This is a genomic window from Desertibacillus haloalkaliphilus (assembly GCF_019039105.1).
In the GTDB taxonomy this organism is placed as follows: Bacteria; Bacillota; Bacilli; order Bacillales; family KJ1-10-99; genus Desertibacillus; species Desertibacillus haloalkaliphilus.
Window position 1 is genome coordinate 16,402 of record NZ_JAHPIV010000013.1, and the last position, 20,489, is coordinate 36,890.

Below are 20,489 nucleotides of genomic sequence, written 5' to 3' on the forward strand. Positions count from 1 at the left end.
TCAACTGGAATTAATGATGATCCCTGAGCCAACTCTCTTCACTTTTATTGCCTCAATCAAAAAAAGTTGGAGAATCATTATGATTCTCCAACTTTGGTTACTCGTATTATGGCATGACAACGATATTCGTCGTTACTCTTCTTTCCCGACCATCTGAAGGTCGATTTAACACTTGACCATCATAGTAAAATGCACTCGACCCACCACCGTCAAGGTTATAGGCATCGCGAATATTAAACTCAATTAACTTCTCTTGTGCATCTTCTAACGTAACACCATGACTCCAACCTTCTCTACGTCCGTCTATAACCATAAAGAATAAATCACCATTTTCAAAGTGACCAATCAAGGTTCGTGGCTGCCTTGTATTTGCCCACGAAGCTGGGATCGGTTGTTTCTTACCATCTTTTAACAGCGTTGGGACAAAACTTGCACCATGCTGCACACCCATAGCTTGTATTTCTTCTCTTGATGATACTTGGCCACCGACAAGGTTCCCGTTTTCGTTAAAGCCTATTAAACTATAACTCGTATCATAGAAGGTAACGACCTCACCATCAATGACTGTAATTCCAATTGGGTAAAGTGAGCCATCTTGCGATGTAAAGCCACCAGCATTAATTGCCAAAACGGCCCCTGTTCGCCTTCCTGCTTGACTAGTCGTTTCCCCCTGACTGGCAACTTTATCTTCAGCTAATACCATGCGAATCGCATTCGGGTTGTGCAAACGAACTTTTGCCATAAAACCTCGGTAACCAGCTTCCTGAAGCGAATAGACTTTAACAATTGAATTTTCACCATAGGTTTGATCAATCGGATCACCTAACATCGTCGCTAAGAGCCGTTCAATTAAATCTGCTGAATTTTGCTGATAAGTCACACTAGCTTCTACCAAGGAATCTAATTTTTCTCGCTGAGCGATATACTCTTGTAATTCCTCATGAGCATTCGTTTGAATATACTCTAGTAGTTGGTTGGCTGCAAGACTTGCATGATGAGTTTCACTCAAGAGCTCTCGCTGGTTAAACAAGCCTTGTTTTACATCTTGATTATATTCAATCATTCGTTCTTGTTCTTGATTGACAGCAGCGATATCTACACTTGCAAATGGATACCCGAGTGTGACAGCTAGAACGAGACCGATAAACGGAGCGATTAGAAAAACAAAGAAAAGCTGTAATTTAATGAGCACGGGTCGCTTCCTCCAATTTTACTAATTGGCTTTGTAAATCGTTTAAGCGATCATCTAACTCTACGATTCTCTCTTGTAAAGCAAGTCTTGTTTCGTCACTTCCTGTAATCGTCTCTCCGGTTAACTCTAGGCCTTCGTGAATATAACTTAACTCATCCTTAATGATAGCTAATTCATCTGTTGTTGCTTCTATCTCGAGGGTAAATTGCTCTAACTCTGTAACAATTTCCTCATTTTGATCTAGGACATTGTCAATTTTATCATCAAACTCTGCTCTAACCTCTTCAAGATAAGAATGGATAAAGTAATAACCACCGTAAACAAGCCCTCCCCAAAGGATGACTGATCCCAATCCATAAATGAGCTTTCGTTTTAAGCGTTGTCTTCCATCTAGTTCTCGACTTGTATCAGCCTTCGATCGTTCAGTCTCTGTTGCCTGTTCGTTTTCTCTGTTCATTTTGCATTTCCTTCCCTATCATAGATATTGTCTACACCCATCATAAGTGATGCGACAAAATTCAACAAGAGGTTGACACAAGTTCGTGAACTTGCGTCAACCTCATTCATCTATTTCCAGGTTTATAAATACTTTACCATTTATCGATCAATATTCACTATTTCGGACGCCTCTACATCTCGAAATAAAGGTGATAATGAAATTTACACCCTTCATTAAAAGTCGCCTGACAATACGGACATACCGATTCAAAATTCAAATAGTCAGCAATTGTTAACTCTTGTTGGCAATTACCACAAAGAATTGCTTTCTGCTGATGCTCATGCTTTCCCCATAGAATTGGAGTGTGATCCGTTAACTCTTGATGGCATCGATGACAAGAGTAATAGGTTTGACAGCATCTGACCTTAATCGCAATGATATCTCGTTTACTCGAATAGTGCTTACAGCGTGTCTTTGCATCAACACCGACACCTTGGACATGTTTATTACACATGTTCATCCCCCTTTTACAACTTGCCATACACCTTTTAAGGTAATCAAACTTGTTCTGATAATAAGTCGATGCCTTCGTTGAAGTCCACATTTACGACCGTCTTTTGATGATCTTTCAACCTTTCTTTTAACACATTTAATTATTTAATTAGATGTCCATATGTTACTTGATTTTTTTCATTACCTGGGCTGTCCTGAAAAATCACATGTCCACGAGTGCATGTCTAACATCATAATCTTCTAAGGGAAGCCCGGTACCTTGACCAAGCGCTAGCTTAGCAAGCTCAGCACCTAAGAACGGTCCAGATGTTAGTCCTGATGCCCCTAAGCCATTGGCTGTTAATAGACCATCCATTTGTGGTATTCGACCAATGATCGGTAGAAATCCTGGGGTAAACGGACGAAAACCAACTCTTACTTCAAGTACTGTACTTGTTTCTAATTGCGGGGCAACCATAAGGGCTTTATGAAAAATCTCATGGACTCCCCCCATCGTCACACGGCAATCGAATCCGGCCTCATCTTCATGTGTTGCACCTACGACGATACGTCCATCATCATATGTAAGTAAGTACTGATTGTTTGGTGGCATAACAACGGGCCACTGACTTGTATCTATGTCTGGAAGTCGCAGGTGAACAATTTGCGCCTTTTGCGGTGATACATCAAAACCGATGCCTAACGGTTTGAAAAGCTCACTCGCCCAAGCGCCTGCTGTTACGATGACCTCACTTGCTGTCAAATGCTTGCCATCGACTTCAATACCAGTCACTTTTGATTGTGTAGACGTTAGACGAGCCTCTCCCTGCAAGAATGTCGCGCCATGTTTTTTCGCAGCGCTCACTAATGCATTTCGTAATGCTCTGCCATTGACACGAGCTCCGCCACTAATATGAATCGACTGATACTCTTCTGCTAATGCAGGAACTAATGCCCTCGTTTCGGCTGCAGACAACCGAGTAATCTCACCAATTTCAGGAGCATCCTCTCGGCGCTGATACGCTCGTTTCTCCATCTGGTCTAACTTTTTTTCATCCGTATGTAAGCTAATGGCTCCGACACGCTCATATCCCGTTTCTGTTTGGCCATCAGCATGTAATTGTTCATGTAGTGATGTATAATAACGAGCACCAGCCTTTACTAATCGGTACCACGCTTTGTTGCGCCGCTGCGAAAGCCACGGACAAACAATCCCGGCCGCTGCATCAGTCGCTTGTCCTAGGTCATTACGATCAACGACAACCACACTTGCCCCTGCTTTTGCAAGATGATAAGCAGTAGAGGCCCCAAGGATCCCTGCGCCAATAACAATATACTCTTTCATCCTAACACCTTTTTCCTATTCTGTTTATGATTACTATTTTACAAGACATTCAATGTAGAATGCAATCTCTATATGGGAAACAAGTAAGTCAATTACTAGTGACTTACTCGTTTACCTATAGAGTTTACGTATATTTTCGCTTAACGGCTAAAGCTATACATTTGCGGATGCGTTTTGATCACTTAAGTCAGGATCAACATTTGTATTCGCATTCACGCCATTATTGGTCATAATAAAGTCCCCAGTATTTCCAGCACCAGAACCACTAAAAGATTTTGTAGCTGCTTTTGGTGATATATTTAATGAGTCACCAAAATTCACGACACCGCTGTTGCTATTTATTTTAAACGGTCCACCTACAATTGAAGGCATAGTAACACCCTTTATCGGTAAATTTTATCTACGTTTTAGGTTATGCGAAAAAGAAAATAGTGTTCATATACTTAACCTTACACGTCCTGTCTCTGCCCATCGAGAAGCTGACGAATATGTTTAACTCTTACATCTGCGTCAATCCCCCGATTTGAACCAATTTGTGTAATTCCAGATGCGGCTACACTTGTAATCTTTATTGAGTTGACTTTTATAAAGGCTGATTCATTTCTTCTCTGGACATTTACTGGCTCACTAACTGGTAAATGCGGCAATTCCATTGTGAAAATTGGAAAAAGGTCAAAGTTTCCCTCATCACCATAAAAGTATTCAAATTCACGTTGGACAGCTAGAGCTCGAGACCGTGGAACCAAATGATCCGCATCACCGACTTGAAAAACCGAACTAATCGAAACATCTGTAATTTTTATATCATTCACTTTCGAGATTCGCTTTAGCATTATCATTCACCCTTACCGTTGTGGAGCTAGTGGAACAAATGGACCAATAAACAAAGACTCTGGTGGTGTATCAAACGCCGAAGACAACGATACATAGTCCGTATCCCCAACTAAAAAAACCGCCGAACTCGACACCCCGATAATGTTGATATTGTCAACCGAAATGTCACGATTTACGACTGTAAAATTCATAGATGATTGCTCTCCCTTCGTGGTAAATGTGTAATAAATGATTCAAACGTTCGTTGGATATCCTCTTTAACTTTTGATTTCGTCATGTGCTCAATATCTTTTAGCTGTGCGTCTGATTGCTGATTAGGAGGAACTTGATTTAAGTAATATTGGATACGATGATCAATTTGTTTTTTAACGTCATCAATGATAAATTGACGATAGGACGGCTCAAGTGGATAGTTGTACTGAGCCTCTAACGTTTCTAATATGGGATAACAGTCATGATCTAAATAGTGATAGATATCCTTTCGAACATTCTCAAATAAATCAGAGTTTCCGCGAGCGAAAGGGGTCTGCAATTGATGTTGATTTACAGAAAAATCATCAATTGCCTCTTCACCCTGGTTTGGGTTCAAACCGATGTTTAACGTCCCATCCAACCGCTCCACTTTGAGTTGATCAAATTTATACTCAACATTTGTCGGTTGTTGATTCTGCCTTAAGTGATGAATTTCACTTTGCAGTTGTTGTACCGTCCGTTCTAAATCAGCAATTCTCTGTTCATACCTTCTCATATCGTTCTCATAATGTTGCCCATACGTATGAGGGGCCCCATAGCAATATTGATACATTCGTTTCTCCCACCTTCCTCTTATCATCGTCATTTTGCCAATTACTAAGTAGGAGGAGCAAGCGGGACGACAGTGACAGGTTCAGCTTCGGGGGCAGGTTCAACGAACCCACCCGTATTATAGAGATTGGAAAGTGCATTGATCCTACCCGCACTTCCTATTTGTAGCACCGATGAGTTGTTGACACTATTAACACGCAAATGATGAATCACAATATTTTGATTAACAAAAAAATTCATTAAGCATCCCTCATCCACCTTAGAGCGTAGCAGTCATATTTTGATCAAATACATCGGAATCGTTCACATTTGTTGCACTACGGTCGCTCCGAACGTTTAAATAGTCCCCAGTATTAAATGATCCTGCCCCAGCAAATGTTTTCGCATCGCTAAAAGGTGCTACACGAAACGCATCACCGACCAAAAAGACGCCACTACTTGAAACATTATTCACTTTTATCGCTCCAACGATTGCTGGCATAGATCAAACACCCTTTTATTTCAAAGTTGTTAGTACAGTATATGAACTTTTTTTCTAGGTGTTCATCATGTATCCGTTATCATAAAAATTTACACTTATCTAATTACTCTTGTTCCCTACATGAAACGTACCCAAAAAAAATAGCTTAAAGAACGCTGAGTTCCTCAGTGTCCTTTAAGCTATCACCATTCGCTCCTCATCCTTCAATATAATGTATTGACCTCATTTTGTTTATTTGTCTCCTCGTAATTGTCTTTTTAAGACTTTACCACTTGCATTTCTAGGTAGGGATGACACAAATTCAACCTCATTAGGCACTTTATATTTGGCTAATCGTTCTAAACAATAGTCTATGATCTGCTCTTCACTTACTGCTTTTCCTTCTTTCATGGCAACTACTGCTTTTGGAACTTCTCCAAGGACTTCATCAGGGACGCCAATAATCGCTGCTTCTAGAATTTCTGGGATCTGATAAAGAACCTCTTCAATTTCCACAGGGTAAATATTTTCTCCTCCTCGAATGATCATATCTTTCTTGCGATCAACAATATAAAGCAAGCCTTCCTCATCAAGGCGGCCTAAATCACCACTGTAGAGCCAACCATCTTTTAATGTTTCCCTTGTAGCTTCCTCGTTTTTTAAATACCCTTTCATCACATGCGGTCCTTTTACAATGATTTCACCGACTTCACCAACTGCTACATCTTTTCCACATTCATCAACGACACGGACTTCGCTCTGTGGTAATGGTTCACCGACAGAACCGACTTTCTCTAAAGCGTGATGGTCTTTTAATGTCGTTGCACCAGGTGAATTTTCCGTTTGTCCATAGAGGTTTTGAACCTTAACATCGGAAAAAACCTCCTTCACACGCTTCACTAACTCAAATGGCATTGGTGCAGCGCCATACGTAAGCAAACGTAAATGAGGTACTGAAACTTGTTGTAAGCGAGGTGAGGTAAGCAGGATGCTATACATCGCAGGCACACCGAAGAAAATCGTTACGTTTTCGCTTTCCATCGTCTTGATCGCGCGCTCTGGTGAGAAGCCTTCTTCAATGACGAGCATGCCACCTGAATAGATAATAGGTACCATAAATACATGACTGGCGGCACAATGAAAAAGAGGAGCAACAATTTGCATCCGATCCTCATTTGTTAATTCCATCGATTCACTCCAGATTTGTGCAATCGAAAGAATATTTTTATTCGTTAACATGACCCCTTTTGGCCTTCCTGTCGTTCCAGACGTATAAAAAATAACAGCCGTGTCATCGTCTTCGGTTTGGTTTTGTCGTACTTTACGATCGGGGCCTGCAACGATATCCTCTAAACGATTAGGTGTATGTGTATCCCCTACTGTCACCGTATCTTGTAGAGATGATATATTGGGTACGAGCTTGTTCACCGTATCTTCAAATTGCTTATCATAAATAAGTGCCTTTGCTTCTGAATGATCAAGAATATAGCTTATTTCTGAACTTGCTAATTTTGTATTTATTGGTAATACTGGAAATCCGCCTATTTGACAAGCATAATAACAAACTAGAAAATAATCTGTATTCGGTAGCAATAGCGCAACAACATCGTCTTTCCCATACCCTCGTTCTTGAAAATATCCAGCGAGTTTCTCTGCTCGTTTATAAAACTCACGATAGGTCGTTTTACGATCATTAAAGACAGAAATCAATTTGTTCGGTTGCTGTTCAACCCTTTTTTTTAATTCATTAGCAATTAACATAGATGAAATACCCCTTTCTATTCACAATATGGTTGTTGGCGCACTCTATGTAAGCGCTTTACATAAACTCCTTAATACATTTGAAACAATTACTACCTCTTATGTTTTAAAACAAATGTATTATTATCATTTGGGTGATTTCTCCGGAGACAAACAAAACGAAGCTTGTAACCGTCAACGTGTACAATGTTCACATTTTGTACCACTTATGAATAAAATAATTGAAAACAATAAGTGTAGGACATAACGATTTCAAAAATATCAACTGAAAGGACGAAACCAATGGCTAAATATAGAACGAAACCTGTTGTAATCGAGGCTGTTAAGCTCACGCGATCGATTACAATTGAGACGGGAGATGGTGTTATAGAAGGTCAACCAGGCGACTATTTGATTACTGATGCCAATGGTGAACAATATCCATGCAAGCCGGATTTATTTAAAAAGACTTATGAGCCAATCAAAGACAGTACACACGTGAAAGCCTTTTTTAAGTCAACATTTAGCAAGTTAAAGAGAAAATCGAAACAATTATTTCAATCAAAAAATGTTTAGCTCTTTCTTAGAATAGGAAAATAAACGATGCAACCTATTTTGTTTTACTAAGAAATCTAGTAAAATATCACTGATTCACGAATAAATCATAACAATAAATGCGAGCTGAAAAGGTGAAGAAGAAATGATGATAAAAGCCGACACAATTGCCAAAATCATTGTTAAAGTTGTTGATGAAACTCAACCTCAAAAAGAAGTTAAAAAATTGTTTGCAAGTAATCGAAACGTGATTTTAAATGAGATAAATGAGGTCTCCCCCCCATTTATATATAACGGTCAGACATGCATAGAAGTAAGGTGTCTACTTACTATTTATCTCAACCATCATTATGAGTGTCATCATATTAATGATTATACGGGAAAGGTATTCCCCGCACTCAAATCCTATTCCCCACATATTGCACGAGTGATCAGTACCCAAGTCCTCGGGTTAGCTGAAGTTTCTAGCCGAAGGGCACGTTATTGAGGCATTGCAGAATTTCTCATATCATCCGTACAAATATGGGAGAAATTCTGCCCTCTTTACTGAATCTATTATTGATATTCCTCAATTTCTAATTAGTCTTTACATTCACGACTAATTTCCCCCACGTTTTTCGCTGGGCTAATAGGTCTAATGCGCTCGGAACCTGATCAAATGCAAACTCGCGGTAAATCAATGGCTTTATCTTTCTATCCTCATATAAATCTAACAACCTATCGTGCTCTTTTCTGACTTCCTCTGGTTTTAGCTTTGCAAAAAGCCCCCAATGTACACCTACAACGGAGTAATTTTTCACTAGCATGTGGTTAGCTGGAGCACTAGGAATGTCTCCACCCGCAAATCCGATCACAAGAATTCTGCCATCAAAGCCAATACATTTACGAGAACGATCAAACACATGGCCTCCCACAGGATCAAAAATCACATCTGCACCTTTACCACCTGTGTGTTCTTTTACAACTTGAACAAAATCTTCTGACGTATAATCAACGACAACATCTGCACCAAGTTCCTTACATATGTTTGTTTTTTCTTGACCTCCAGCTGTTGCAATTACGTATGCACCTGTAGCTTTTCCTAATTGAATCGCTGCTGATCCAACACCTCCGGCACCCGCATGCACTAGTAACACATCCCCATCTTTCAAGTTACCACGTTCATGAAGCGCATAAAAAGAAGTATGATAGGTCATAAAAAAGGAAGCAGCCTCATTCCAAGACATCGATTCTGGTATCGGATAAATCAAACCTTCATTTACAGCAACAAATTCAGCTAATCCTCCTGAAGGAAGTTTCGGCAATGCTAATACTCGCTGTCCTTCTTTTAATGAGCTGCCTTCTGGTATTTGAACAACCCTTCCTGAGACTTCAGCGCCAATCGTAAAGGGAAAAGGTGGCTTCTCTTGATACTTACCTTGGCATAATAATATATCAAAAAAGTTTAACGCAGCTGATTCCACTTCAATGAGCGCTTCCCCAACCTTAACTTTTGGTTGAGACTGTTCCACTACCTTTAAAACATCACTTGGTTCACCATATTCATTAACTGTCCATCCATTCATTCTTAAATGTCACTCCTTATGATTTTTTTTAGAAAAGGCTATAAAACTATGAGAATTGCCTTTTTTCAATTTAAGGTTGCTTTCTCCTTTGCTTCACAAACAATCATTCGCTTTCCATGTAAATATGGAAGATTCGAGATCACTCCATGTTGTAACACATAGCTCATATCTGTTTTATATATACTAGTTAGAAGTTTTCTTCCTACCTCAGATTCTTCTATTATTTTCTTTCCTCGGTGCACATTCCCCTGATAAAAGCCAAGAGCTGCTTGTGCGGCATCCGTCAGTGAATATTCAGCTACTGCTCCTTCTAACAGATGATGAATAAAGTAACCAGCCCCATAAAAATCTTCAACATTAAACCGGCCCGACGAACCTGAACAGACAACTAGGATCGATTTCTCGATATTCACCTTCCCTAACTATTTTGCAGCATAAACTCCATTTAGCAAAGATGCTGTATATACTTGTCATGTATGCCTAGATTTAAAAATCGCTACTATACCATAGGTAGTCGACATGATCACTGCTTTATTTCGAACCTTTTCTTTTAGCTGGATCGGACTTGGCGTTAAGTAACCAGCAATTGTTCTCCCAACATCTTCCCCAATGAGAACGACATCTTCTCTATGATAGTTTTTAGATTCCTTTAACTTCTCATTCGCCCGTTGTACATTGCTTATTTTACAACTGTCTAGTCTTCCTTCCCCCGTGATTCATTGAGTTGACTATAATTCCATCCTTTTAGCAATAATCGTTTTCATAATTTCATTTGACCCAGCATATATCGATGTCACCGCAACATCTCTAAACCGTCGAGCGATCTCGTACTCTTCCATATAGCCATATCCGCCGTGTAATTGCATACATTCGGTTGCTACTTTTTTTGCCAAATCAGTCAGCCACCACTTTGCCATCGACACTTCAGTGATGATCTCCACTCCATCCATATGCTTGGCAATTAACGAATCTACGTACGTTCGTCCAATATTAATTTCCGTTGCCATCTCAGCTAGCTTAAATTGTGTATTCTGAAACGCACTGATTGGTTGCCCAAAGGCACGCCTCTGCTTCGTATAATCCACAGTAATGTCTACCATCTGTTCTGCCGCAACAATTGCACCAATTGCTACCACTAACCGCTCTTGCTGCAATTTATCCATTAAATAATAAAACCCTTTGCCTTCTTCACCAAGTAAATGACTTGCAGGAACACGGACATCTTCAAAAATAAGCTCACACGTATCATTGGCGTGCTGTCCAACCTTTTTAATTTTTTTCCCTTTTGTGAAACCAGGAGTGCCATTTTCTATGACAAATAAACTAATCCCTTTATGAGCTGGATTTGCCTCCAGATTTGTTTTACATACGACTACAACGAGATCGGCGCTATGCCCATTTGTAATAAACGTTTTTTCACCATTGATTATATATTCGTCACCATCTTTGCGAGCGGTAGTTCGAATATTCGCTAGGTCTGACCCTGCACCTGGTTCCGTCATCGCAATCGCAGAAATAGCTTCACCTGATATACAGCTTGGCAACCATCTTTTCTTTTGTTCTTCACTGCCAAATGAATCAAGGTAAGGGGTAACAATGTCATTATGAAGTCCAACTCCAATTAAACCTGTCCCTACTTTTTCCATCTCTTCATTGACGATCACCGAATAAAGAAAATCAGCATTGAATCCACCATACTGCTCATCTACCCATGGACATAAATAACCTTGTTCACCTAATTTCCTCCAAAAGTTTCTCGGTATATAGTTCTGCTGCTCCCACTCATCATAGAAAGGTAAGGCTTCTTTTTCTAAAAAACGTCGTAATGATTGACGAAATATATCATGTTCTTTCTTGTACGGAAGGTTCTTCACCGATGTCTCTACCTCCTAATGTTTTAAAATACAGCCATGATCAGTTCCCTATTATACTTATTCAAGTTATTCGTCATTCATGTAAAGATTCTTTGTTAATAAGGCTTTAAATTAGCAAAAAAACTCTTAAATTACCTTCTCTTTTTGCATCAGACGTGGAAAACGCTGGTTTAAAAGAAGCCTGATTTTAGTCGTAATCATACTCGATTGAAGCCCTCATTAATCTACTCAGGGATTGTTTGCTCATCAACAATCCCTGAATCTGTTATTTCACTGCTTTTTTTCGCTCGATTACAAAATACAACCCTGTACTGATAAACATCCTCAGTTCTCCTTCATAACATAAGAAGGTTTCTTTGAATACAAATTTTTAATTAATAAAAAAAATACTTCAATGGATAACATAAAAAAACCTAGGGGGACAAAATACAGAACTGGATAAATCGGTAAAATCTCACCACCTGAACTAAAACCTAAAGTTTCAGATGTTCCAATTAATGCATACTGCCACCCATAATAGGTGAGCAATAGAAATAAAACTAATTCAAACCCTAACAACAAAACAGTAATCCACTTCTGATACGTTTGTTTTAATTTTGAAACTAGGATCCCTATACGAGGCATAATTCCAGTTCCATAAGCATAAGCAAGAGCTGGGAAAACAGCTAAAGGCATCAAATAATACTGCGTGATCTCATAGGCCCCTAGTAAACTAGATTTAAATAGATTTCTGCTTAGAATATCTGTTACAATAAACAGCATCATAAAAAAAATGGTCCCCCCACTTACGTATAAACCGACTATTTTTACCTTTTCAAAAATAGCATAAGCCCTTTTAATTGAAATGACCATATCTCTCCCCTCCTTCTACATTAAATTTGGTAAGAATGTCACTAACTCAGGGAATAAAATTAACAGGCCACAAACAACAACTACCAAAGCAATAGCAAACACGATGGTATACCTGAAAAGCCTTTCAACTGAGACCCCTGTTACGCCGGCTACAGCATAGACACTTAACCCAACTGGCGGTGTAATTAATCCAATTGTACAAATCACTGAAACCAATATGCCAAACCAGATTAAATCTACATTCATTTGCTGAACGATAGGCAAAAGGATTGGTGTTGTCATCACAATGACGGCTGCACCTTCAATAAACATAAATAAAACAAAATACACTAGCACAAAGAGAACGAGTACAAGCATAGGGTAGTCAATTAATGGTCCGATAAACTCTATCAGCTTTCTGGGCAACATAGAGACAGAAATAAAGCGACCAAAAATTTGCGCTGTAATCATGATCATTAAAACCATTGATGTTATTTTAATAGTTTCACTAAACGACTTTACAAAAAATTCTTTATTTACTTTCCGTAATAATATAGCAGCAATAAAGCTAACAAATGCCCCCACTGCACCTGCTTCTGTAGGCGTGAAAACCCCTGTATAAATCCCACCAAAAATAATAGCCATGATCGATGCTGCAATGGTAAAAACAAGAACAATTCGAGGGATAGAGATTGATATTTTACCTACTCCACTATCTCCATTATCAATGGTTTGATGTTGATTCGTCTTATAATGAAGAAATAACATACATACGATAATCACTAGGATCATTAGTAGACCTGGGATAATCGCCCCGATAAACAAAGTTCCAATAGGTGTTTCTGTTATCACTCCATATAGAATTAATATAATACTTGGAGGAATAATTCCTGATAAGGAACCTGCCGCAGCTATGGTTGCACCGGAGATGTCTTCACGAAACCCATGCTTTTTTAATTCTGGTACTGCAACTTGACCTAAGGCTGCTGATGAGGCTGTTGTCGAACCTGAGACAGCTCCTAACAAACCACCGACAATAACGGTTAAAACACCTAATAATCCAGATTTCCCTTTCGATAATTGAAAAATGACCGCATACATATCACGAACGATTCCTGATTGTAAAACAAATTGGGCCATTAAAATAAATAATGGAATGGTCGTAAGTGTGTAACTTGCTGTCCTTGTATAAGGGTCACTTTGCAAAAAAGAAGTGATATAGCTGGGGCCTTCTAGAATAATTATCCCGATCACGCCAACACCTAAAAGAACCGAATGGATATGCAATCCAGCAAACATAAGTACGATAAATAAAGCAATCATAAGCAAAAAAAACATTTCTAAGGTCATTTATAAGCCCCCCTTCTATAGGTTTTCGAAAGCAAAGGCGACAAAACGCCTTTGCTTTCGAACAAATTATTCAAGATTCATAATCGATTCAGGTACAGTTCCACCTTGTTCTACAATTAAATCTCTCCATAGTTTCGCTATCTGCGTTCCTGGATGCCCATTACTCTCAGTCATTTCAATCCATTCATACCACGTATTTTCCATACCTTGTAGAACCATTTCTTCAGCTTCAGGTTCTAGGTCAGCTGTCGTAGCAAACACACCACCATCTTCTATTGAATTTTCTTTATTTTCTATTGAACGATCCATCCATAACTGTGCCCCGCCTGGAATTTGCTCAATTGCCGCCTCAATCATAATATCTTGAATCTCCTTTGGTAGACTGTTCCATTTATCCTCACTCATCGCCCAAACACCACTATAATGACCAAGGTTAATACCTTCTAGCGTATAATTAAAAACATCCTGCATACCATATCCAGTCCAGTCTGAGATACTAAAGAAACTTCCTTCCATAGCCCCTCTATTTACAGAATCAAATAATTCTGTTGAAGGGAGTGTGACTGTATTTATCCCCACTTCATTTGCAAAAACCTCATGTACTCGAGAAGGTGATCGAAGTGACACTTTTTCAAAATCTTCAATTGTATTAAACTCATAATCTTTTGTTGAAATCACATATTGTTCGGTCGTTGGGATAGGGAGAGCTTTAATCCCTTTTTCAACAAATTCATAGTCCGCATAAGTTTTTCCATCGACCAACTCTAGTTCACTCTGAACAAGTTCACTATAAGCTAAGGATGCCATCATTGGATCGGAATCTGTTAATGGTAACATCGTTACTTCACTGAGCGGAAAACGTTGAGGGTCATAAACTGTCCATAAAGGTGCCGCGATGTCAATCGTTCCTTCACGCATTCCTTGTAGTTCTTCTCCAACTGACAGGAGTTCTTCAGCAGTGAAATAATCAAATTGAACTTTCCCTTCTGATTTTTCTTCAACACTCTCCATCCAAGGAATAAAGAAGCCAGCCCACCATCCGTTTTGCGGACTTAATGACGAGGATACACGGAGTGTAATTGTGTCTTCGCTATTTTCACTTGATTGTGATCCGTTATTGTTACTACCATCTTGTACACAGGCTGTAGTAACAATAGAAATTATAAATAAACAGAATATTACAAAAAAACTTTTCATATTTCTCCTCCTTCTTTTTTTAAGCTGAACACAGTAACCGTTATTTTCGACTTCATTTATAATAAACTTTTTGACATAATATCTTTTTGCATTTACACACCTTTCACTGGCAACCCTATACTTCCTAATTTCTTTTACCGATTTGGCGGATTATACATTACCAATTGTGAACTTATTAAAATCATACCTTCCAATAAACTAAACAAATCAACCTCAACGACACTCAGAAAGCGTTTTCATTTATTGTCAAAACAGATATCTCCCCCTATATGCATCCTTAATAGTTTTTGCGCTGGACAATTTCAGTACATTATCACCATTGTTTCACCCTATTGAATCCCATAATAATACATTGATTGGTGAGGATGAACCTATAAAAAAATATCACTTTCACTTTCCATCGTTATACGTATAGAACCCTTTTCCAGTCTTTCTCCCTAAATCACCAGCTTCAACCATTTTTTTAAGTAATGGGCAAGGCCGATATTTTGGGTCATTAAAACCAACATACAAGGCATCCAACGCAGCTAGTGTTATATCTAGGCCAGCCATGTCGATTGTTTTTAACGGTCCCATAGTATGACCATAGCCATCAATAAACCCTTGATCAATCTCTTCAGGACTACCGACCCCTTCCATCACTGCAAAACATGCTTCATTTACCATCGGTAACCAGATACGGTTCATTAGGAATCCAGGGTAATCTTTTTCTGCAACAATTATCCGTTTGCCTAACTTTTCACCAATTTCTTTTGCATAATAAAATGTTTTATCGGATGTTTTATAACCCTTTACAATTTCTAATAGTGGCATCATAGGAACAGGACTAAAAAAGTGCATTCCAATGACTTGGTCAGGGCGCTTAGTAACACTAGCAATATCAGTAATTGATAAGCTAGAAGTATTCGTGGCGATTAAACTATCAACTTTAGACATTTCATCAATTTTTTTAAAAGTTTCTTTCTTTAATTTTAAATTTTCTGGTACGGCCTCTATAATGACATCAGCATATTTAAGACTATTAAATTCTGATGTAAAGGATAACTTTGATTGTATGTTCTCTCTATTTTTTATAATATTTTTACTTTCTAATCGCTGAAGCGAATCATGAATACGTTTTTGGGATTTTTCTAACGCTCGTTCATTAACATCAATAATAGTCACCTTCATACCGGCTTGGGCGCTAATTTGTCCGATACCTGACCCCATTAATCCGCCACCAATCACACAAAAGTTCATCACTTTCATCTCCTTAATAGTTGTTTAGCAATGATCAATTTTTGTATTTGATTTGTGCCCTCGTAAATTTGAGTTATTTTTGCATCTCTCATCATTCTTTCAACAGGAAAATCCTTCATGTATCCGTTTCCCCCAAAGATTTGTACAGCATCCGTTGTAACTTTCATAGCCACATCTGAAGCAAATAGCTTTGCCATTGAAGCAACTTTAATTACATCAGTTGACTCTTGGTCAAGCAACTCCCCTGCATAATAAACAAGCCTTCGAGCTGCCTCAACTTGGGTTGCCATCTCAGCGAGCATAAATTGCACACCTTGAAAGTGAATGATTTCTTGATTGAACTGTTTTCTTTCATTCGCGTAATTTACTGCTTCATCCAATGCTCCTTGGGCGATACCTAAAGCTTGAGCTGCAACTCCTGGCCGTGTATGGTTTAGTGAATGCATTAATACACGGAATCCACTCCCTTCTTCTCCAATCATTTGCGATCTGTGAACACGTACATTTTCAAGTATTACTTCTCTAGTTGTTGAACCTTTTATCCCCATTTTATTTTCTTTTCTCCCAAAGGTCAGACCAGGGGTACCATCTTCTACAATAAAAAGGGTTATTCCACCATTTCCCATAGATTTATCTACAGTCGTTACAAAAACATAGATTCCGGCTTCACCACCATTAGTAATAAATACTTTCCTCCCATTTAACACATAATAATCACCGTCCTTCTCTGCTCTCGTACGAATCCGTGCCGTATCAGAACCAGCTTGAGGCTCCGTAATTCCAAAAGCGCCTATTCGTGCTCCTGTTGCCAGTGGCGTAATATACTTTTCTTTTTGTTTTTCAGAGCCACCTATTAAAATTGGAGCAATTGCGAGTGCTTGTGTCGTTAACAAAACAGATGTCGAAGCACAACACCTAGCTACCTCTTCAATCGCTAATAAATGACTGCACGCCGATATGTTCGTGCCCCCAAACTTTTCAGGAACATTCATTCCATAAAGCCGATGTTCAGACAACAGTTGGTAGTGCATTCTAGGAATCTCCTCTTTCTCATCAACTTCTTGAGCTAATGGACGTAAATGGTCCTCAGCTATTGACCTTATGAAACTCCTAATCATCTGCATTTCTTCTGTTAACATAGATTCCCTCCTTTTCACTCACCTTTTTATTAAGCAATTTTCATGCCAATCTACATAAACTGAATTTTCAGTATTTTATAAAGTTAGATTGTGATAATGCAATGATATTTGTTGCAAAAATACATTAGTGTTGCAATTATGCAATACTTAAACTTTTAATTTGTACCTTCGTATTTTTCTAGATAACGTAGATGGGTCTATTCTCAATGCTTTTGCTGTTTTTCGCACACTAGAATACTTTTTTAACAGCTCATTTATTATCATTTTTTCATAATTCTCAATACGATCTTTCAAAGATAACTGTTGCTCTTGTATGAACATTTCCTTAGTAACTGTCTCTTTTTTTTCTAGTGGCTCTAATCTCATTTCTTTTCTTACTTCCTCGCGTTCAATAATTGGCTGGGCTGACATTAAACTTACTCTCTCGATAACATTTTGTAATTCTCTAACATTCCCAGGCCAGTGATATTCTTCAAACGCTAATAATGCTTCTTTAGTGAACATCCGATTTACACCGTATTTATTTTTTATAAGATTTAAAAAATGGTAGACTAGTGGAATAATATCATTTTTTCTTTCACGTAACGAGGGAACATAAATGGGGATAATATTTAAGCGATAGTATAGATCCTCACGAAATTTCCCTTGGTCAATTAACTTTAATAAATCTTTATTTGTCGCTGCAATTACTCGTATATCTACTTTGGTTGCCTTCGTACCACCTACTCTTGTGATTTCATTCTCTTGCAATACACGAAGTAACTTTACCTGTAAAGACATCGGCATTTCACCAATCTCATCTAAAAAAATCGTCCCACCACAGGAAGCTTCAAATAACCCTTTCTTACCATTAGTACTTGCTCCGGTAAACGAACCAGCTTCATAACCAAATAATTCAGATTCTAATAGTTGTTCAGGGATTGCCCCACAGTTAACTTTTACTAAATTAGCTTCTCGTCGATTGCTATGTTCATGTATAAAATTCACAATTCCTTCCTTACCGACTCCGGATTCACCTAAAATTAATACACTAGAGTTCACAGGCGCGACTTTAGTAGCCCTTTCTAATACTATTTTCATGGATTGATCATACGCAACAATTCCATTACGGGATTGCTGTTTCGCTTTTAACTTTTCTAATTCTTGAGTGACTAATTCATTTTTATTCTCAAGATCTATCCTTTCCTGCTCTAATTGCTTTATTTTCGTTAAATCGCGTATACTACACACAACTTTCTTGACTGCTCCAGCTTTATCAAATACAGGGACACCTGAAACCAACACGTTCTTTCCAGTTAAGATATTTTGAATCATCGTAACAGGTTTCTTCTGCTCCAAAACTTTGAATGTCACGGCATTGTCTATAGTCCCTTCATTAATAAGTGTACGAATATTATTTCCAACCACTTTCGTCGCAGGTAATCTAGTTAACTTTTCTGCAGCCGGATTTTGAAAAAGCACAGTACCATCAATATCGCAAATCACAAACCCATCAAATGAAGATTGAATGAATTGATTATATTCGTTATGAGACATCAACTCTTTAAAACTCATAGGCGATTTATAATGAATCATTAGTAAATAACAACCTGTTAAATATAAAATTTCAACTTCAGATCGGTCCTTACAGAAACAAAAGTGGGTTACTTCCATATCAATCAATTGCCTCAAATACTCTATTCCTACATCACATAAGAACGACTCTGCAACTTCATTTGATGATAAAACCTCTTTACCACAATTTAAATGAATAATACCAACTGACTGAACATCCGAAAGATTGAATTCCATCTCTAACCTCACCTTTAAAAATTAGACTTAACAGCTAGGTTCACTTATCTTTATAAAACAAGATAAGTCAACCTATGCGAAACTATGCATCATCGCTTAGTTTTATAACAAAAATGCCCTTTAACCAATTGTATTACTAGATACAATTACAGAAGTTACCCATTGGTTACAAAAGGGATGTAATAGTTCTATTCATTTGTTAATGCGTCGATATATTACTTTCAACTGGGGAGTTTCGTTGCTCTAATTCCTCAGCCTCTCTTTCATTGTTAGAACCGTTTCCGATCAAGAGATTAGCACTAATAAATGCTATAATTAGAACCCAAAACCACCATCGTTTATAAAAAGACTTTTGTTTTTTCACCATATCAAACTCCTATCTTTTTAAACCTTTTGACTTGTACTCATTCTTTACATTAAAACATAACTTATTACTACAACCTAATAACGCGACTCCATGTGATCGAGGCAGTTAATGATAGTCAAGATATTAAAAAGAAGCGAACCCATAGCGGCATCGCTTCTTTTCTGGCAACCTAATGTTGCATCGCTCTATGTACAAACACGACAAATTCCGCTCGCGTAACCGTTTGTTTTGGTCGGAATGTATGGTCTTCGTAACCTCCTGCTATTCCACTAGCTGTTAAACGTACAATCGCATCATAAGACCAGTTCGTTTGACTGACATCGATAAAGGATACATCTGTAGCCCCTTTTTGCACATTAAATGCCCTTGTTAAAAGTGCTGCTGTCTGTTCACGCGTCAATGGCTCACTTGGTCGGAACGATCCATCCTCATATCCATTAAACAGACCAGCATTAGCAACAGCTGCTATTTCTCCTGCCGCCCAATAGTCACTTGATATATCCGTAAAAGATACTTCTAATTGATGACTTTGCAGCTCAAATATACGGGTGAAAATAATTGCAGCTTGTGCGCGTGTTAATTGATGTTCAGGGTAAAACAAGCTCTGTTGCATCCCTGTAACAATTCCTCTTTTCCCTAAATCAGTGATTTCGCTATAAGCCCAATGAGAACTGTTAACATCATGGTAGCTTCCAGGTGATAATTCGGACAGCACTTGCTGATCAGGCATTTGTTGTTCCTCTAAAACACGTCTTGCCCCTAAATACCGCGGCCCCCAATAATGAGGATCGTCAACATCTCTAATCGCGATTCCACTTGATGTTGTTGCACTGATGAACTCACCCTCACCAAGGTAAATTCCCGAATGGGATGGTCCTGGTTGATACGTTTCAAAAAAGACAAGATCTCCCTTTTTTAAATCTTCACGAGCAACACTTTTCCCTGCTTGAAACTGCTCATTAGCTGTACGCGGTAATTCAATTCCGTTTTCACGGTATACATACCCAATGAATCCAGAACAATCAAATCCTGACGGCGTCGTTCCTCCAAATTGGTAAGGGACACCAAGCTGTTCTTTTGCTGTTTCTATAATTGACTCATAAGCAAATACACGACTTTCTTCAAGTGCGAACAGAACGATAAAAAACAACGTAAAGGTGACTGATGATTTTGTAAATCTTCTAAACACGGACACTTCCTCCTAATGAAACAGACTTAAACGATACATCATTCGCTGTCCCTGTCATCCTTATGTCCGTCTTTTTCAAAAAATGA

22 protein-coding genes and 1 pseudogene are annotated in these 20,489 nt (G+C 38.4%); 2 read left to right on the top strand and 21 right to left on the bottom strand.

Going from position 1 to position 20,489, the window contains the following annotated elements; translation table 11 throughout:
- Positions 1 to 106 precede the first annotated feature (106 nt).
- The 11 genes from KH400_RS14915 to KH400_RS14965 all read right to left on the bottom strand — a co-directional run bounded on the left by KH400_RS14915 (position 107) and on the right by KH400_RS14965 (position 7,327).
- Positions 107 to 1,192, bottom strand: coding sequence for a phosphodiester glycosidase family protein (locus KH400_RS14915; protein ID WP_217225901.1), 1,086 nt, complete (start codon positions 1,190 to 1,192; stop codon positions 107 to 109).
- Entirely contained in the window at positions 1,182 to 1,649 is a 468-nt protein-coding gene (locus KH400_RS14920) for a hypothetical protein (protein WP_217225902.1), read from the bottom strand. Before KH400_RS14920 ends, KH400_RS14915 begins: the two co-directional genes overlap by 11 nt.
- 172 nt (positions 1,650 to 1,821) lie before the next feature.
- Complete coding sequence (locus KH400_RS14925; protein WP_312889207.1) at positions 1,822 to 2,145, bottom strand: CHY zinc finger protein; 324 nt, start codon at positions 2,143 to 2,145, stop codon at positions 1,822 to 1,824.
- Between the two features lie 201 nt (positions 2,146 to 2,346).
- Positions 2,347 to 3,468 (bottom strand): NAD(P)/FAD-dependent oxidoreductase, encoded by a 1,122-nt coding sequence (locus KH400_RS14930; protein ID WP_217225906.1) that lies wholly within the window; start codon positions 3,466 to 3,468, stop codon positions 2,347 to 2,349.
- Between the two features lie 153 nt (positions 3,469 to 3,621).
- On the bottom strand, positions 3,622 to 3,840 hold the full coding sequence (locus KH400_RS14935; RefSeq protein WP_217225908.1) for a spore germination protein: 219 nt from the start codon (positions 3,838 to 3,840) through the stop codon (positions 3,622 to 3,624).
- 77 nt (positions 3,841 to 3,917) lie between these two features.
- Entirely contained in the window at positions 3,918 to 4,301 is a 384-nt protein-coding gene (locus tag KH400_RS14940) for a spore germination protein GerPE (protein ID WP_217225910.1), read from the bottom strand.
- A gap of 12 nt (positions 4,302 to 4,313) precedes the next feature.
- Positions 4,314 to 4,493, bottom strand: coding sequence for a spore germination protein GerPD (locus KH400_RS14945; protein WP_217225912.1), 180 nt, complete (start codon positions 4,491 to 4,493; stop codon positions 4,314 to 4,316).
- On the bottom strand, positions 4,490 to 5,107 hold the full coding sequence (gene gerPC, locus KH400_RS14950; RefSeq protein WP_217225914.1) for a spore germination protein GerPC: 618 nt from the start codon (positions 5,105 to 5,107) through the stop codon (positions 4,490 to 4,492). Before gerPC ends, KH400_RS14945 begins: the two co-directional genes overlap by 4 nt.
- 44 nt (positions 5,108 to 5,151) lie before the next feature.
- Positions 5,152 to 5,346, bottom strand: a complete 195-nt coding sequence (locus tag KH400_RS14955) for a spore germination protein GerPB (RefSeq protein ID WP_217225916.1) — start codon at positions 5,344 to 5,346, stop codon at positions 5,152 to 5,154.
- Between the two features lie 19 nt (positions 5,347 to 5,365).
- Positions 5,366 to 5,587: a spore germination protein gene (locus KH400_RS14960; RefSeq protein ID WP_217225918.1), complete on the bottom strand. Its 222-nt coding sequence runs from the start codon at positions 5,585 to 5,587 to the stop codon at positions 5,366 to 5,368.
- A 231-nt stretch (positions 5,588 to 5,818) separates the two neighbouring features.
- Positions 5,819 to 7,327, bottom strand: a complete 1,509-nt coding sequence (locus KH400_RS14965) for a class I adenylate-forming enzyme family protein (RefSeq protein ID WP_217225920.1) — start codon at positions 7,325 to 7,327, stop codon at positions 5,819 to 5,821.
- A 282-nt stretch (positions 7,328 to 7,609) separates the two neighbouring features.
- Here KH400_RS14965 and KH400_RS14970 point away from each other — a divergent pair, with 282 nt between their 5' ends.
- Together KH400_RS14970 and KH400_RS14975 are read left to right on the top strand one after the other, a co-directional pair.
- A complete protein-coding gene (locus KH400_RS14970) occupies positions 7,610 to 7,882 on the top strand; it encodes a PGDYG domain-containing protein (protein WP_246589681.1) in 273 nt (90 codons plus the stop codon).
- Positions 7,883 to 8,006: 124 nt separating this feature from the next.
- The gene (locus tag KH400_RS14975; protein WP_217225922.1) at positions 8,007 to 8,348 is read left to right on the top strand and encodes a hypothetical protein; all 342 of its coding nucleotides are present in this window, start codon (positions 8,007 to 8,009) and stop codon (positions 8,346 to 8,348) included.
- 88 nt (positions 8,349 to 8,436) lie between these two features.
- Here KH400_RS14975 and KH400_RS14980 read toward each other — a convergent pair whose 3' ends face one another.
- The 10 genes and pseudogenes from KH400_RS14980 to KH400_RS15030 form a co-directional block, all read right to left on the bottom strand.
- Complete coding sequence (locus KH400_RS14980; RefSeq protein WP_217225924.1) at positions 8,437 to 9,426, bottom strand: NADPH:quinone oxidoreductase family protein; 990 nt, start codon at positions 9,424 to 9,426, stop codon at positions 8,437 to 8,439.
- A 65-nt stretch (positions 9,427 to 9,491) separates the two neighbouring features.
- Positions 9,492 to 10,142: pseudogene (locus tag KH400_RS24150) on the bottom strand (2-phosphosulfolactate phosphatase).
- A gap of 12 nt (positions 10,143 to 10,154) precedes the next feature.
- The gene (locus KH400_RS14995; protein ID WP_217225928.1) at positions 10,155 to 11,300 is read right to left on the bottom strand and encodes an acyl-CoA dehydrogenase family protein; all 1,146 of its coding nucleotides are present in this window, start codon (positions 11,298 to 11,300) and stop codon (positions 10,155 to 10,157) included.
- 324 nt (positions 11,301 to 11,624) lie between these two features.
- Positions 11,625 to 12,152, bottom strand: a complete 528-nt coding sequence (locus tag KH400_RS15000) for a TRAP transporter small permease (protein ID WP_217225929.1) — start codon at positions 12,150 to 12,152, stop codon at positions 11,625 to 11,627.
- 15 nt (positions 12,153 to 12,167) lie between these two features.
- Complete coding sequence (locus KH400_RS15005; protein WP_217225931.1) at positions 12,168 to 13,481, bottom strand: TRAP transporter large permease; 1,314 nt, start codon at positions 13,479 to 13,481, stop codon at positions 12,168 to 12,170.
- A gap of 66 nt (positions 13,482 to 13,547) precedes the next feature.
- On the bottom strand, positions 13,548 to 14,678 hold the full coding sequence (locus KH400_RS15010; protein ID WP_217225933.1) for a type 2 periplasmic-binding domain-containing protein: 1,131 nt from the start codon (positions 14,676 to 14,678) through the stop codon (positions 13,548 to 13,550).
- 390 nt (positions 14,679 to 15,068) lie between these two features.
- Positions 15,069 to 15,917 (bottom strand): 3-hydroxyacyl-CoA dehydrogenase family protein, encoded by an 849-nt coding sequence (locus tag KH400_RS15015; protein WP_246589683.1) that lies wholly within the window; start codon positions 15,915 to 15,917, stop codon positions 15,069 to 15,071.
- Positions 15,918 to 15,922: 5 nt separating this feature from the next.
- Positions 15,923 to 17,056 (bottom strand): acyl-CoA dehydrogenase family protein, encoded by a 1,134-nt coding sequence (locus KH400_RS15020; protein ID WP_217225935.1) that lies wholly within the window; start codon positions 17,054 to 17,056, stop codon positions 15,923 to 15,925.
- Between the two features lie 147 nt (positions 17,057 to 17,203).
- Positions 17,204 to 18,847 carry a sigma-54 interaction domain-containing protein gene (locus KH400_RS15025; RefSeq protein ID WP_246589685.1) on the bottom strand — a complete coding sequence of 548 codons (1,644 nt, stop codon included), beginning with the start codon at positions 18,845 to 18,847 and terminating at the stop codon, positions 17,204 to 17,206.
- 536 nt (positions 18,848 to 19,383) lie between these two features.
- Positions 19,384 to 20,403, bottom strand: a complete 1,020-nt coding sequence (locus tag KH400_RS15030; RefSeq protein WP_217225936.1) for a C40 family peptidase — start codon at positions 20,401 to 20,403, stop codon at positions 19,384 to 19,386.
- Positions 20,404 to 20,489: the final 86 nt, after the last annotated feature.